This is a genomic window from Flavobacterium sp. YO64, from assembly GCF_004119505.1.
GTDB lineage: Bacteria > Bacteroidota > Bacteroidia > Flavobacteriales > Flavobacteriaceae > Flavobacterium > Flavobacterium oncorhynchi.
This window is the reverse complement of sequence record NZ_NRQV01000054.1, coordinates 1-15,634: the sequence shown is the minus strand read 5'-3', so window position 1 is coordinate 15,634 and position 15,634 is coordinate 1. Positions and strand designations below refer to the sequence as shown.

Below are 15,634 nucleotides of genomic sequence, written 5' to 3'. Positions count from 1 at the left end.
GCTTTTTTTATTGAGAGATTACATTAACTACTTAGTACATTGAATTTTAACACCTTTTTTGTCATAACATTCTGTTGGTTTTCCTTTGAATTTTTTAGAAAGCTCAAAATACTCTTTTGAATAATTATATTGTTTATAATCAGGCACAATAATTTCTTTTGTAAGTACAGCTCCTTTGCCATTAATTATACTGTATTTATTGTCAGCACTAATTTTATTTAACAAAAAGTAATAATCTGCATTTCTTATTGGCTCGAAGCCTTTTACATTTTCATATAAAAAAGTGTGCGTTATACCACTGTAAACGTCGCAAAGTGTTTTATTGTAATCCGTTTTCTTTGTAATTAAAAGCAGACTGCTGTGGTTTCAAATGCAAATCCTACTGATTAAAAAACGTCATTAAAGAATATTCACAACCGCGAAATTCTGCTCCTGCAATTTGATAAAAATAAACATTTGTACAAAATCAAAACATTTATAGCTGAATTTGAAATACCATTTTCATCATCAAGTTTAAATTAGCTTTATAAAAGTGCTTATCAAAACTAAATATTGCTGTAAACTATTACCTCACGAAAAAAGAATTTCTAATCCTTACTGACTTCTTCGGCTTAGTAAAAATTATTTCTTCTTAAAAAAGTGCTGTTAGTATTTATACTATTCGGAAATAAAAAAATTAAACAAAAAAATAATCCTGCCAAAATAAAAAAAATGAACATTAATACACATCCACTATAAAAACCACAAGCTTTTTTTTAATTGGCTTATACAATCCAATTAAAAAATTGCTGCTTTACTAACTCAACCAAAAACCGTTTAATTATGAAAAAAAGTTTACTTGCTTTACTTTGTGTCTTTTCTTTATTAGAAGCAAAAGCTCAAGATTCTAGTTGGGTATATAACTTTGGGGTTACCGCCTCAGAGCCATATACATCTACAACTTATAGTTCTACCTATTTACCCGCACCAATGGCTGGCGGCGGCAATGCCAGTGTAAAAGCTTCATCGGCTGCTGAAGGCGCTGTTGAACTCACCTCTTCTAATTTTGCAGGAGGTACAGGAGCCGAACTTAAAATAAATGGCGGCACTACTGTAACGGGGGCTAAATTTGCTCTAGCTCCTTTTACAGCTTCTAATGTCGCTGCTTTTGAATGTAAAATCAATATCAGCTCAGGAACTAATGGCAGGTTCTTATTGTATTTTGGTAATGGCAGTAATTTTAATAATAGCAGCGGAGTAAGTTTACCGCAAACATTTGCTGCTTTGAGATTATCTCCCGCTGCAACTACTGTCAACCTCGATTGGCTCTCTTCGGCTGCAAGTCCAAATTATACAACAACCGGGCTTTCTCAGACAACAATTAACAAAAACCAAGTTTATATTCTGAAGTTTTTTATGAATAACAGTAATAGCACTGCATCATACGTAACTGGAAGTGGTGCAAACATGGTAACTCATAACCTTCTGGCGGGTACTTATGATATTTGGATTGATACTATAAAAGTACTTACTAATGCAGATCCTGGAACAGGTTTACTTGCGCAGGGAACTAACATCAGCGGAATGAATTTACTGAATGTGGGCGCAGGATCATCGGCTCCTATATTGTATATTGATGACATCAGTTATTCTAATTTTTTAACCGCTGCACCTCCAACACCTCCTGCAACGATTACCAATACGCTTGTTAATGTTGATTACGAAAGTGGTACAGTAAACTCTGGTATTCCAAATTTAACGACAACCCATGCCACCGCTGCTGACGCAGAATACTTAGTAAGCCCTGGTCGTACCGGCAATTATGCTATTGCTCACCGCGTAACAATAGGAGACGAAGGATATTTTTCTGATAACCATTGGCGAAGCGAAGCAGCTACCGCTCAAATGTTTGCTGATGGAAAATACTACCCTGGAGATGAACGCCGTTTTGAAGTTAGTCTGCAGCTGAAAGATTGGGAACCTTATACATCGGGTATGGCACAAAGCGGGGATATTATTTTTCAAGGCAAACAAAGTGGAGGCGAAAACCCTGCTTGGTATCTTAGTGCGAAACGTAATAGTATTACTTTCCGTATACCCAATGATAATATTGAACCATCTATTATAGGCGATTTTCGTCCATACATCAATCAGTGGATCGATTTTAGAATTGACGCAAAAATGACAACTGATGCAACTGGATATTATAAGGTTTATTACAGGTTACCAGGTCAAACTGATTATACTTTGGCTTGGCAGGTGAGTAATTTTAGAACTTTCAATCAGGATGTTCCCGAGACTAACCCTTCTGGATATTTGAAATGGGGATTATACCGCCCTGGGCAGTCTATTACTACTGACCCACCCAATGTAGCAACACGTATTATTTATCATGATGATATAAAGATTTTTGAACTTAATAATAACAGTGCACCGATACAAATTTGGGGTAATACTTTTACCAGTACTCCTGTTGACTTTACCGCGCCTATTACAACAGGAAATACAACGAATCCTAATATCGCCAGCGATGGAAATGCAACACCCAATTTTTATTATGGCACTAGTGGCGGACTTAATACTGCAGGTCAAATTGGCGGCCGTGTTTTACTAAATGGATGGACTAATAAAACAACTGCTTCGGATCCTGCTACTGCTCTAAATCTTAATCAATATTTTGAGTTTAAGCTGCAACCTAATAATGGTTACAAAATAGATTTTTCTAACCTTAAATTTACAGCGAGAAAGGGAAATGCAGCTGATCCAAGTACATATGTTATGAGGTCCAGCGCAGATGGTTTTACGAGTGACATCACAGCACCTCAATCTTTTACTGGAACTGCTGCAACATTACTAACCTATGACTTAAGTCCTCTATCGAATATTAAAACTCCAATCACACTTCGTTTATACTGGTACGGCTCTAACAAAACTTCTGGAAATCCTTTAGTGGGTATCGACGACTTTTCATTCAACGGTCAAGTTAAGCCGACATTTTATGTTCCTGCAAAATCCGATATTATCAGGAGTACAAATACAGGTGTATCTACATATACCGTTCAAGCGAATGAATTTGATATAACAGCATTGAACAACTGTAATACTATTACTTATAACTATTTACTTACTGGTGCAACTTCAGCCACTGGCAGCGGTTCATTAGCAAATAAAGTTTTTAATAAAGGGAATACGACTGTTACCTGGACAGCGACCGATGGATGCAACAGTAGTTCAACCTCTTTTATAATTACGGTTAATGATACAGAAAAACCAATCTTTGCTGTACCAGCTGTAATAACAGTGAGCAATGATGAAAATCAATGTGGTGCGGCATTGGTATTAACGCAGCCAATGGTTACTGATAATTGTTCTGTTGCAAGTATTACTAATAATGCGCCGACATTATTTCCTCACGGTACAACAACTGTAGTTTGGACCGCCATTGATGAAAGCGGCAATACAGCTGTGACTACACAAACTGTTACTGTAATTGATACAAAAGCTCCAACAGTAAATTCAATTGCTACTATTGCTCTTTGTTATGAGTCAAACGGTAACTATACTATTCCGTCAGCAACAGCATCTGATAATTGCATTATTAATACGGTTACTTACGAAATTACAGGTGCAACTACAAGAAACGGAAGCGGATTGGATGCCAGCGGAAACTTTAACGTAGGAACGTCTCATATAATATGGACAGTTACTGATAACGCAGGAAATAGCAGTGCAAATACAACAACTGTAACTATTAACAGCGCACTCTCTGCGAATATTCCTGATGTTTACGCTGTAAATCCTGGAGGAAATGCTAATACAATTTATCTGGGATATGGTTCTTCTTCATTAACATTGACTGCTGCAGCTTCAAACGGAACAGCGCCTTTTGCTTATTCATGGAGTAATGGAGCAACAACAAATAGTATTTCAATAAGTCCTTCGACAGCAGGAATTCACGACTACAGTTTAACTATTACTGACGCATTAGCCTGCCAAGTCACTATAACAAAACAAATAACAGTAACTGATGTTCGTTGTGCTGACAAAAAAGTAACAGTATGTCATACCAATAATAAAAGTCTTTGTATTTCAACTAATGCTGTTGCGGCTCATTTAGCACATGGCTGTTCTCTTGGTTTATGCGAAAACAATTCTTCTTTAAGTACTTCTTCTTTTAAAATTGCAGAACAGCAAATCGATGATTTTATGGTAAGCGGATCTCCAAATCCAACAAAAACCGAATTCCAAATAAACATCACGGGAGGAGACGATAAGCAAAACATTGTTATTAATGTTTTTGATCTTTTAGGAAGAAAAATAGATACTGTAAAATCAAGTTACACATCAGCCATAGCGTTAAGAAGTAATCTAAGCCCTGGAACATATCTTGTAGAAATACGCAATGGAAATAATGCTAAAACAATTAAGCTTGTAAAACAATAAGTTAAGGTCTAGATCGTAAACTTTATAAAAAAAAGTCATTCGATTAAATTAAGAAAGGGATAATAGATGTACTAATTTAATACATCTGTTATCCCTTTCTTCTTCCAAAAAACAAAAACAAAACTAAATCTCGATGCCGCTAACTCAAAGAAAATTGCGATACCAAACTTAATCTTACTTATTTTATTATGATCGTTTTATTCTCAGTTCCAATACCAATTATCTTTAAAGATTTCCATTTTTCAGGAAGTAAGCCTTTGTTGAATTTCAATCCATTATCCGTTTGTTCAACACCTCCAAAACCGTAAATAACAGCTTGCAGCATTGCTCCTGCTCCAGTAGCAAAATACGGATTGTTACTATTAGCCGATTCTGAGAATACTCCAAATGGCGGACGACTGTTAGGTAAATACGATTTTACGAAATATTCATATGCTTTCTTTCTATCTCCTAAACGTGAATACAGAACGGAGAACACACCAAAAGTCATTGCCGGCCCGTCTTTTAAATCAACTTTTGCAGCGTAGTAATCTAAATCTGCTTTGATTTGTTTTTCATCATTTACAACATGCAGTGGATAGGCTAACAAATTCACATCAGCCTGTTTTGTCGCTTGACCTTTGTATCCTTTATAATTTTGAGTAATTCCGTTTTCATTATGAATTTTTAGTTTGTTTGAAATTTCAATCCACTTTGGATTAATCGGCTCATTCAATATTTCAGCAGCTTTTATGGTATTTTTTAATGATTCAATCGCAGCTCCATTTGTAAAAGCATTATCATCAACATTTAAAGCATATTCATCAGCTCCAACCACATTCAAAATCGAATAACTATCATCTGTATTTTTTACAACTCTGCTAACCCAAAAATCAGCGGTTTCTTTTATTACATTCCATTCTTCACGTAACCATTTTTTGTCTTGAGTCAAGGCATAATAATTCCAAAAAGCAATTGAAACATCTGCTGTAATATGTTGTTCAAAAATACCCATTGAAGCACTTGTTGGTGTAGCTTCTTCTCCAGTATCATCAGATTCCCAGGGATACATGGCACCTTTATAACCATAAATAAATGCTTTCAGTTTTGCTTTCTGCAATCGATCAGATCTGTAGTCTAGACACGATTTTGCCAATTCTGGCTGTAATGCTAAAAGCGATGGGTACATCCAAAGTTCTGTGTCCCAAAAAATATGTCCGTTGTATCCTTGAGATGATAATCCCATAGGCGAAATACTTTGTCTGCTTCCTTCGCGAATAAAAGAATATAAGTTATATAAGGCAAATCTAACTCTTTGCTGCGCATCTAAATCGCCTTCTATTTGAATATCTCCTGTCTCCCATAAATCAGCCCATGCCTTTTTATGTTTATCGAGTAAATTATCTATCCCTTCTGAAAAAGCATAAATAGCTTGGCGTTCTGCTTCATTTACTGGATCTAAAATATCTTTAGAATTACAAGTCCCTCCAGCAACTACAAAACGATATTTTTTTCCTTTTTGTATTTTCCTTGAAAAACCTGCTTCTGATCCTTTTTGTGACACTACTTCTGCGTTGCCATCAAAAAGAAAAGTAGTAGAAGCTGAAACCGTCCATTTACCAGTATTGGTCTGAGCAATAGTTCTAAAAAGAGGTATTCCGTAGTTCTTTTTCTTCATCACCCTAAACTCGCTTTTGACTGTCTTCATCTCTTCTGGAACATTCATATAGTTTGATGCGCTAATTTCAATATCCCGCATCGGAACAATCTCAACAACTGCCATTGCTGAATAAGGCAATACTCTATTAGCCAAAATGGTATACTTAATTTGAGCTAAATCTTTAAATTGAAACGAAGTAGTACTTGTTCCTTCTTTCATTGAAACTTGTTGACTCCAATGATCAATATTAGTACCGTCGACCATTTGGTTATCAATTGATAAGTGCAGATTTAAAAACTCAATTCCTCTTACCACTTTACTAATTCCGTTTTTAGGATTAGGCTCGTAAACGCCATTTAGGATGATTTCTTTTGTTTTTAGAGGGGTATCATCAGTAACAATTCCGATCTTGCCATTTGCCATTGCAACTCCAAAATAATTTTCCCTCGAATTCGCAATCAAGTTCCATTCGTCTCCTTTTGTTTGTGCAGAAACAACAAAATTCACCAATAATAATACCGTCAAAAATTTTATATTCAAATTCATATTCTTGATTTTTAATTTATAGTTAACCTAGTTCATTAAATGTAACTCAATAATTACTTCTATTTAAGTTTCAGATCTAAGTTCTTATTCATCGTTAAAAGAACTTATAAAATCCTAAACTGCTTTTTACTTTTTGTCTTCAAGTATACTTATCGCATAACCGCCGCCAGATGCACTTAATTGAGAAAGTTTTGATTTATTTGTTACGGCAATTTTTCGAATAGTGTAAGCTTGGGGATTTGTTTTGTAATTCGCTTCTTTTCCATCGGCATAAATAGTAGCGGTGTATTTTTTTCCTTTTTCTAAAAAATCAAAATTAATGTTAGAAGTTCGAGGCTCAATTCCATTTACATTCCCTACAAACCAGTTATTGGTTCCTTTTGCTTTACGGGCAACGGTAATATATTGACCCGGTTCAGCTTCTAAGTAATTACTTTCACTCCAATCTACTGCGACATCTTTAATAAACTGAAAAGCATCTGAAAAACGATTATAAGTCTCAGGTAAATCGGCAGCCATCTGCAAGGGACTGTAAATAGTTACATATAATGCGAGTTGATTTGAAAGTGTACAGTTAGCGTGCGATTTATTGCGTGGATTAATTTTACTTATATCCATTTCAAAAATCCCTGGAGTATAATCCATTGGTCCGCCAATTAATCGGGTAAAAGGTATTATTGTTACATGATTTGGTTTTGATCCGCCAAAAGCTTCACACTCTCCTCCTCTTGCCGATTCGTTTCCAATTAAATTAGGGTAAGTTCTGCAAATACCTGTAGGCCTCACCGCTTCATGCGCATTGACCATAATTTTGTATTCTGCCGCTTTTTCTACAGCATATTGATAATGATTTACAATCCACTGATTATAATGGTTTTCTCCTCTTGGAAGAATACTGCCTACATAGCCGCTCTTTACAGCATCGTATCCATTATCTTTCATAAATTGATAAGCCTTGTCCATGTGACGCTCATAGTTACGAACAGATCCAGATGTTTCATGATGCATCATCATTTTTATTCCTTTTGATTTTGCATATTCGTGTATCCCTTTTACATCAAAATCAGGATAGGGAGTTACAAAATCAAAAACGTAATCTTTCGAGCGGCCCAACCAGTCTTCCCAGCCTTCATTCCAGCCTTCGACTAAAACGGCATCAAAACCATTTGTTGCGGCAAAATCAATATATTTCTTGACATTCTCATTGTTTGCCGCATGTCTTCCGTTTGGTTTCACTTTAGAATAATCTGTAATACCAAGTTGTACAGATGGTAATTCATCGGTATATCTCCATGAACTTTTCCCTGTAATCATTTCCCACCAAACACCAACATATTTGATCGGTTTTATCCAAGAAGTATCTTCAATTTTACAAGGTTCATTTAAATTTAAAGTCATTTTAGAAGCTAAAATTTCTCTGGCATCATCACTTACAATAATGGTACGCCAAGGTGAATTTGCAGGAGCTTGCATGTATCCTTTATCGCCATTTGCATCTGGAGTTAACCAAGATTCAAATACCATATTTTTGTCATCTAAATTCAAGTGCATGCAAGAATAGTTAATTAATGCCGCTTCGTGTAAGTTAATATACAAACCATCGTTTGTTTTTAGCATCAGCGACGTTTGTACTCCGGTTAAAGAAAAGGGAGGCTGAGATAAGTTTCTGTTTTTTGCTTTTAGAAAAAGTCCTCTTATTTCAGATAACTTCGAAGTGGTATAATCATATTCTTGAGTATCATAATCTCCCGGCATCCAAAAAGCGGTATGATCTCCTGTCATTGCAAATTGTGTTCTTTCTTCTTTTATGACAAAATAGGTAAGATTTTTTTGGGATGGAAATTCATAACGAAAACCTAAACCATCATTAAACAATCGAAAACGGATGATAATCTGCCTATTGGTTTCATTTTGAATTAATGTTACCGCAAGTTCGTTGTATTGATTTCGAATTGATGATACTTCGCCCCAAACCGGCCTCCAAGTTTCGTCAAATGAAGAAGTTTTTTTATCCATTATCGCAAAATCATTCAATAAAGATTTTTTGATGTTTTTATCTTCTTTGAGTTCAATTCCTAACTTACTGGGCTTTACAACTGTTTTTCCTTTGTATATTAAACTGTAAGTTGGGGTTCCATCATTTTGTAACGCAAACTCCATAATAAAATTTCCGTTGGGAGATTTCAACTGCTGCGAATTCGTAACTTGGAATCCTATAATAAAAAACAGAACTGTGTAAAGTATGTTTTTCATACTGTAAAATTTGAATTAGTATTGTTTTATTTGGATAGTTTTCTAGAAATGGCTCTATATGGCAAAAAATAATAACCCCAATTACAAAAAAATAAATGGGGTTATTTTTTAGACAAAAACCAAACTTTTTATCTTCTATAATCTTAATAATGAATTAGTATTCAATCTTCGATTATCAAATTAATTAAGAAAACATAATGTGATCAGGACTAGAATTTATCCCAAAATATTCTAGTGTTCATTAAGTCACCACCAATATCACCAGCCGCTTTATTATAATTGGTTTCATTTTTTGTCTGCTCTGCACTAGGATAAAGATAACGTACAGGAACAGTCAAAATACCTCTGTTTACAGCTGCTTTAGGTGATTTTAAAATTGGAAAATCTAATCTTCTATAAGATGTCCATGCTTCAAATCCTCTGTTATAAAGTGCAAACCATGCTTGATTACCAATTTTTTCTTTATAAGTTGCTCCACTTTGACTATTTGTGTAAGCTACTTTAGGACTTGCAAGGTAAGTTGTGATAGCGGTCGCAGCTACTCCCCAATCTAACATTGAAGCGGTTATCGCCGCATCATAATATGTTTTAGCTTTTGTAGAACCTCCTGGAATTAAATTTTTCTCAGCTGCTTCCGCCAATAAAAATTGCAATTCAGAATAATCAAATAAAGTTCCTGGAAACACAGGATTATTTAATGTTGCTGTTATATGTGAATAGGTTGAAAAAACATTGGCTTCGCCATAAGTACCACCTATAAAAGTTCGTCCTGCAGGAAGCGCAGGTGCAGGTGTTGTTGCATTTACAAAATACTTTGTCATTCTTGGATCACCTCCGGGAACTATAGCGTCCATTGCGGCAACAAAAGGTTCAGCTGGAATAAAATCGTTTCTATTGCTAGTTACTAATGTGTTGTATAATGGATTTTGATTTCCGGTAGTGGTTAAATAATTTAACTTGGTATTATCTGCATTACTTGCCAATGGACCTGCTGCAAGTGCTGCCTGAACAGTAGTCGCCGCAAAAGCAGGATCAACATCTGAAATATTTACGGCTAATTTGATAATTAATGAATTAGCAAATTTTGCCCATTTTGCAGTACTTGCCGCATTTCCGCCATAAACAATATCTGCACTCCCAAAGTTAGCATTAGCTGAATTTGCTTTCAGTATAGCAGAGTCTTTTATTAATCTTGCTATAAGATCCATATAAATAGTTTTAGCGTCATCATAAGCAGGCAAAGGAAAATTCTTAATATCAAGAGCTTGAGAATAGGGCACATTTCCAAAAGTATCAACCAGCATACTGTAGCTGTAAACTTCTAAAACATCAATAAGTGCTAATTTATTCTGCTTTACAGCAATATCAGCCGCAGCAGTTGAAGTTGGCGTATTTTCAATCATTGTTTTTGCAGCGGAAAAGTCTCTTAGCACATCTCTATAAAACACTGTGAAACGCGCATCTGGAATATCTGGAATAACATATTGACTTGTTGAAGGAATTGTAGTTGATGCCCATTGCTGTGAAAACAATCTAAAAACCTGACTAGTTGTAACTATCTGATCAACTAATGCTTTCTGTGCGCCCGTGAATAAATATTCTGGTTGTGTACTGCTTGGCTTTTTAGGATCAGTATTCATATCTGTAATATCTGAGCTGCACGAAAAAGATATGCTTACAATAGATAGTAATAAAAGTATTTTTTTCATCATTAAAATTTTAAAGTAAGGTTAAAACCAATGTTTCTAGTTGAAGGAAGTGAACCTCCAGAATAACCTGAAGATAAATTACCTGCACTAACTCCACTCTCTGGATCTGCATCAGGAAGATTTTTACTGATTATCCATAAATTAGATCCAATTAAAGAAACTCTTAAATCAGTCAATTTCATTTTAGATACAAACTGTGATGGGAATGTATAACTAAGACTTACCTCTCTTAATTTAACATAACTTGCATCGTATATATATGCCTTTTCGGGATTGGCTTTATATCCGTAAATACTTCCTGCAACTTCTGGACGTGGTGTTCTGGTTGTATTTGGCGTACCATCTTTATTTACTCCAGGAAGAATAAGTCCGCCTCCATTTGCAAGTGTATTTCTAATAGGATTTCCTAATTCGTTATATCCTGCCGTCGATTCGTATAAACCTGTATGCTGACCGTATGCTTGATCTAGAGAGTAAAGATCACCACCATGCTGCACATCGATTAAGAAACCAAACGAAACTTGTTTGTATGTAAATTTATTACGAAGTCCACCAATCCAATCAGGAGTAATATTTCCAATAACATTGTTTGTTGTAGTTGTCATTACGTAAAGACCATTCTCTGTAACTTTTTGCCCATCCGCAGCATAAACATAATCTTTACCAACTATATCTCCATAAGGATGACCTACTTTTGCCACTATACCTATTCCTTGAAATCCTCCTATTGAAAGCGTTTCAATTCCTGATGCTAATGATACTAGTGTATTCTCATTTTTAGACCAGTTTAAAAATACATCCCAACTAAAATCTTTTGTTTGTATAGGAGTCACATTAAACTGTACCTCGATACCTTTGTTTTCAACTGACCCTGCATTTACATATCTTGAAGAGTTACCAGTTGCAGTAGAATAATCTACAGGGAATATTTGGTCATTACTTAAACTTTTATACACACTCACATCAAATCCAACTCTTTTGCGGAAAAATTGCATTTCTAAACCAAGTTCTTGAGATGTGGTTTTTACAGGGCGCAAATCAGGATTATTACTTCTATTTGGTATTGAATAAATTTGATTTGATCCAAATGGATTAAATTTATCATAAACATCTCTTAAAGAGTACAAATCAATGTTCCCTTGTGGATTCTCTGCATAACTTGCTCTTAATTTCCCGAAAGACAACCAATCTGCGTTGATATGGTTTGTAAAAACATAACTTGCAGAAGTAGAGAATGTATTTAATGAATTATTACCTTTTGGTAAAGTAGAAAAGGCATCATTTCGAACAGTTCCTTCTAAATACAAGAAATCTTTGTATCCTAAAGAAACAGAAGCGTAAGAGCTGTTTACCGCCGAATTATTTTCTGTTTCTAATGGAAACGGGGAAGGGTTTACTGAATTTGACAATGCAAAAATATCTGGAATTATAAGTCCTCCATCTGTTGAAGCAAGAGTTGAATTCGTTTTTGTTCTTAAAGTATTTACCCCTGCCAAAGCATTTACAGAAAAGTCCTCTCCAATTTTTTTATTAAAAGTTAAGATAAACTGATAGTTTTGCTCAGAAAACGAACCAACATATTTTTGATATCCTGAAGGAACATTTGCTCTGCTTAAACCAAATGATCCATTGATAGATCCTGTAGCTTTTCTTTCTTCACGTAACTCTGAGTAACTATCAATACTTGCTTTTCCAGAAGCTGATAACCAATCTGTAAATTTATAATCCAATTGACCGTAACCAATAAAACGGTTTCTCTCATCAGATTGGTAGTTTTTATATCGCGTAAAATATGGGTTATCCATAGTTTTTGGAGCTGTGTTTCCATTAGCAGGATCTCCCATAAGCCAAGATATATTTTGTCCTCCTGAATTTTCAAAAACCTCTTTTTGTGATTTAAGATCCGCATTAGTACCCCACCATTGACGAAACCAACCCGTAATGTTATCTCCTGTATATCCAGAACTATTTCTACCAATCGTACTTTGTGTCATGTAATTTGCAAAAACACTAGTAGATAATTTATCTGTAAACTTGTGATTTAACTTGATACTTGCATTGTTTTTCTTTAATTCACTATTTGGCAAAATACCAGTCTCTTTAAAATTATTGTAATTTAAAATAAAGTTGGTTTTGTCATTAGCATCTTCAAGAGATATTGAATTATTGAATGTTGTAGCGGTTTGAAAAAAGGTTATAGGACCATTTTTAGCAGCTTGCCATGGTGATTTCTGTCCGTATTTTGAAGAATATGGACTGTATGATTCCCATGTGTAAACAGAAAGATTTGGATCGAAAGCCACACCGTAAGAAGCATCATCGGTTGTGGTTACAACTTGATTACCGTTTTTATCTATCGTAAAAAAGGCTCCTGTTGGTCCTACCGGTATTCCTTTTGGATTACCTGCTGCATCGTAACTAGGACCATAACCTTGTCCGTATTTGTTTTGGTAAACAGGAAAAGTTTTTTTATCGATAGAACCTACACTAAATTCACTTGAAATAGTTATTCCCATTCCTTTCGTTGCTTTACCTTTTTTAGTGCTGATCATAATAACACCATTACCGGCCTGCCATCCATATAAAGCGGCAGCTGCAGCACCTTTTAAAACGTTTATTGACTCGATATCATCAGGATTAATATCCATAGCAGCATTACCATAGTCATAAGTGTTTCTTGCTCCTTGTGAAGCTGTACTTGAATTTACCGTTGAATTATTGATAGGAATACCATCAATTACAATAAGCATTTGATTATTTCCGGTAAGACTTTTTACTCCTCTTGAGATTACATTTGTAGAACCTCCAAAATTTGTATTTTTTCTAATATAAACCCCCGCAGCCTTTCCAGAAAGATCATTAAGAAAGTTTCCACTTGCAATACCTGCTGTTAAATCGGTTCCTTTAACTTCTTGCGAAGCATAACCTAAAGCTTTTTTCTCTCTCTTTATACCTAATGCCGTTACCACAATATTATCAAGCTGAGTGGTATTTTCCTTTAATTGCACATTTACAATTACTGAACTGGCTGGTTTTTCTTGAGATACCATTCCGATATAGCTAAATTCTAATATGGCATTATTATTTGCTACTTCTATAACAAATTTACCATTGAAGTCAGTTTGCGTACTGTTCTTAGTTCCTTTTTCAGTCACATTAGCCCCAGGTATAGGTATTCCGGCAATATCTGTAACTGTTCCTGTTATTTTAATTTTTTGCAAAACTGAAGTTACATTCTTAGGCTTTTCCTTAATAATTACGGCATTATTTTTACCTATTACAATATCTATGTTCGCATTTGCAAGACTTTGTTTTAAAAGATCATTAGTTTTTATAGTACCTTTTTTTAAAGTTACCATAGGAAGTCCTTTAAAAATCCCTTCTTCATAAAAGAATTTATAATCGGTTTGCTCCATAATCAAGTCGAAAACTTCATCTATAGACATTTTTTTATTTTCTTTCACCTCAATTTTTGATTGTTGTGACAAAACATTTTCAGGAGTCAGGGCAAAAAGTGTTGTGCAAAATAAGAAGATGAATGTTCGCATAATATTCATTAATAGCCCCTTTCTAAAGTAAAAATGGGGATGCTTAAAATTAATTTTCATAAATTTGTCATTATTTTTTAGTTAAAAAATTTAATTAATTGATAATTTGATAAGGGGATAGAGTTAGTACTTTGGTCGGTTAAACTCTATCCTTCTTTTTTTACTTCATAGGCGATATTTTTATTTTGGTTATAATTAGTTAGTAATTTTATTTTCTTCTTTATTTAAAACAAACTTCTTTTAGAGAATCAGTACTATTGTTTCAAGCGTTTACTTTATCATTAAAGTTTTATCTTTAATTTCATAACTGTCAATTGTAGTTGATTTCATAATTGAAAGAATCTCTTCAAGCGATTGTTTTTTGTCAAGACTACCTTTAAACTGTACATTTTCAAGCTTTTTATTTACAAAAATCACATCAACATCGTACCATCTTGATATTACTTTCATGATTTCTTTTAGTGGTTTTCCTTTAAAAGTAAAGACGCCGTCTTTCCACGATATTTCGTTATAAGCATCCACCGTTTTAATTATTGAAGTATTATTTTTAAGATCTAGATTTAGTTGCTGATTTGGAGATAATCTTAATTTCTTGTTTCCTGTTTCAACATTCACTTTTCCGTTTACAAGAGTTGTGTACACATTTGATTCGTCGTTATAAGCTTTTATATTAAATTCAGTACCCACAACCTCAACTTTCTGATTTTTATTATAAACCTGAAAATGAGCTCCTTTATGTTCCGTACTTTTTGACACCTCAAAATAGGCTTCACCATACACCAATTCTACATCTCTTGATGCTCCTTCGATAAATGCTACAGGAAATTTTAACTGAGAGGCAGAATTTAACCACACTTTTGTGCCATCGGATAGTTTTATAACGAATTGACCGCCTCTAGGGATTGTTAAATAATTATAAACCAATTTTGATGGATTTTGTTTACTGTCTTTGTAAATAATCTCGCCGCCGTTAATGTGTGCATTTTGAGTTTTAATTGGAGTTCCTTTTTCTAATGCTATCTTCGAACCATCACCTAAAGTTAAAGTTGCTTTATCAGTTCCAGGTTTAATATTTTCAATATTATTCTTTACAACTGCAGGAATTTCAGTTGATGTACTAAATATTTTGTCCTTGTATAAAAAAGTTACGGTGAGTAAACTTGTCACCATAGCAGCGGCTGCATATTTAAATAAAGTTTTTTTACTTAATCTAAAAACAGGTCTTTTATTCTTCTCTTGATACTTAGCTTCTAGTTTTTCCCATGCTTTTTCCGTATCAATTTCTGAGTAAGAATCAATTTTATCTACTAAATTTTTAATTTTAATTTCCTTTACAAACGAGTTTTTTTTAGCAAAATCTTTCAATTCTATTTTCTCAGAATTGGTTAAGACTTTTAACTTTCGTTTGATGAGTAATTTGGAAATTTGAAAGATATCTATCATCCTATTGTTGATTTATTATAGTAACAACTGATATCCCAGAAGGTAGTATTGAAAAATTACTTTTTTTCAAAAAA

General features: G+C 34.3%; 7 protein-coding genes. 1 reads left to right on the top strand and 6 read right to left on the bottom strand.

Translation table 11 applies throughout. The annotated features are described in order from the left end of the window. Positions 1 to 27: 27 nt before the first annotated feature. A complete protein-coding gene (locus BOW57_RS20245) occupies positions 28 to 225 on the bottom strand; it encodes a hypothetical protein (protein WP_129056939.1) in 198 nt (65 codons plus the stop codon). A 597-nt stretch (positions 226 to 822) separates the two neighbouring features. On the opposite strand from BOW57_RS20245, the gene BOW57_RS20240 reads away from it, so the two are divergent. Continuing rightward, entirely contained in the window at positions 823 to 4,422 is a 3,600-nt protein-coding gene (locus BOW57_RS20240; RefSeq protein ID WP_129056937.1) for a heparin lyase I family protein, read from the top strand. Positions 4,423 to 4,600: 178 nt separating this feature from the next. Here the strand turns inward: BOW57_RS20240 and BOW57_RS20235 are convergent, their stop codons facing one another. From BOW57_RS20235 to BOW57_RS20215, 5 genes are all read right to left on the bottom strand, one after another. Then, entirely contained in the window at positions 4,601 to 6,607 is a 2,007-nt protein-coding gene (locus tag BOW57_RS20235) for a glycoside hydrolase family 65 protein (protein ID WP_129056935.1), read from the bottom strand. Between the two features lie 126 nt (positions 6,608 to 6,733). Further along, a complete protein-coding gene (locus tag BOW57_RS20230; RefSeq protein WP_129056932.1) occupies positions 6,734 to 8,860 on the bottom strand; it encodes a glycoside hydrolase family 97 protein in 2,127 nt (708 codons plus the stop codon). Between the two features lie 209 nt (positions 8,861 to 9,069). Further along, positions 9,070 to 10,569 carry a SusD/RagB family nutrient-binding outer membrane lipoprotein gene (locus BOW57_RS20225; protein ID WP_241687484.1) on the bottom strand — a complete coding sequence of 500 codons (1,500 nt, stop codon included), beginning with the start codon at positions 10,567 to 10,569 and terminating at the stop codon, positions 9,070 to 9,072. Between the two features lie 2 nt (positions 10,570 to 10,571). After that, on the bottom strand, positions 10,572 to 14,126 hold the full coding sequence (locus tag BOW57_RS20220; RefSeq protein WP_164973751.1) for a SusC/RagA family TonB-linked outer membrane protein: 3,555 nt from the start codon (positions 14,124 to 14,126) through the stop codon (positions 10,572 to 10,574). Positions 14,127 to 14,387: 261 nt separating this feature from the next. Beyond that, complete coding sequence (locus BOW57_RS20215) at positions 14,388 to 15,560, bottom strand: FecR family protein (RefSeq protein WP_129056926.1); 1,173 nt, start codon at positions 15,558 to 15,560, stop codon at positions 14,388 to 14,390. Between the last annotated feature and the right edge of the window lie 74 nt (positions 15,561 to 15,634).

Excerpts from the sequence above, each read along its gene's own strand:
- BOW57_RS20240 (WP_129056937.1), top strand. The coding sequence starts at position 823 with ATGAAAAAAAGTTTACTTGCTTTACTTTGTGTCTTTTCTTTATTAGAA.
- BOW57_RS20235 (WP_129056935.1), bottom strand. The coding sequence starts at position 6,607 with ATGAATTTGAATATAAAATTTTTGACGGTATTATTATTGGTGAATTTT.
- BOW57_RS20230 (WP_129056932.1), bottom strand. The coding sequence starts at position 8,860 with ATGAAAAACATACTTTACACAGTTCTGTTTTTTATTATAGGATTCCAA.
- BOW57_RS20225 (WP_241687484.1), bottom strand. The coding sequence starts at position 10,569 with ATGAAAAAAATACTTTTATTACTATCTATTGTAAGCATATCTTTTTCG.
- BOW57_RS20220 (WP_164973751.1), bottom strand. The coding sequence starts at position 14,126 with ATGAATATTATGCGAACATTCATCTTCTTATTTTGCACAACACTTTTT.
- BOW57_RS20215 (WP_129056926.1), bottom strand. The coding sequence starts at position 15,560 with ATGATAGATATCTTTCAAATTTCCAAATTACTCATCAAACGAAAGTTA.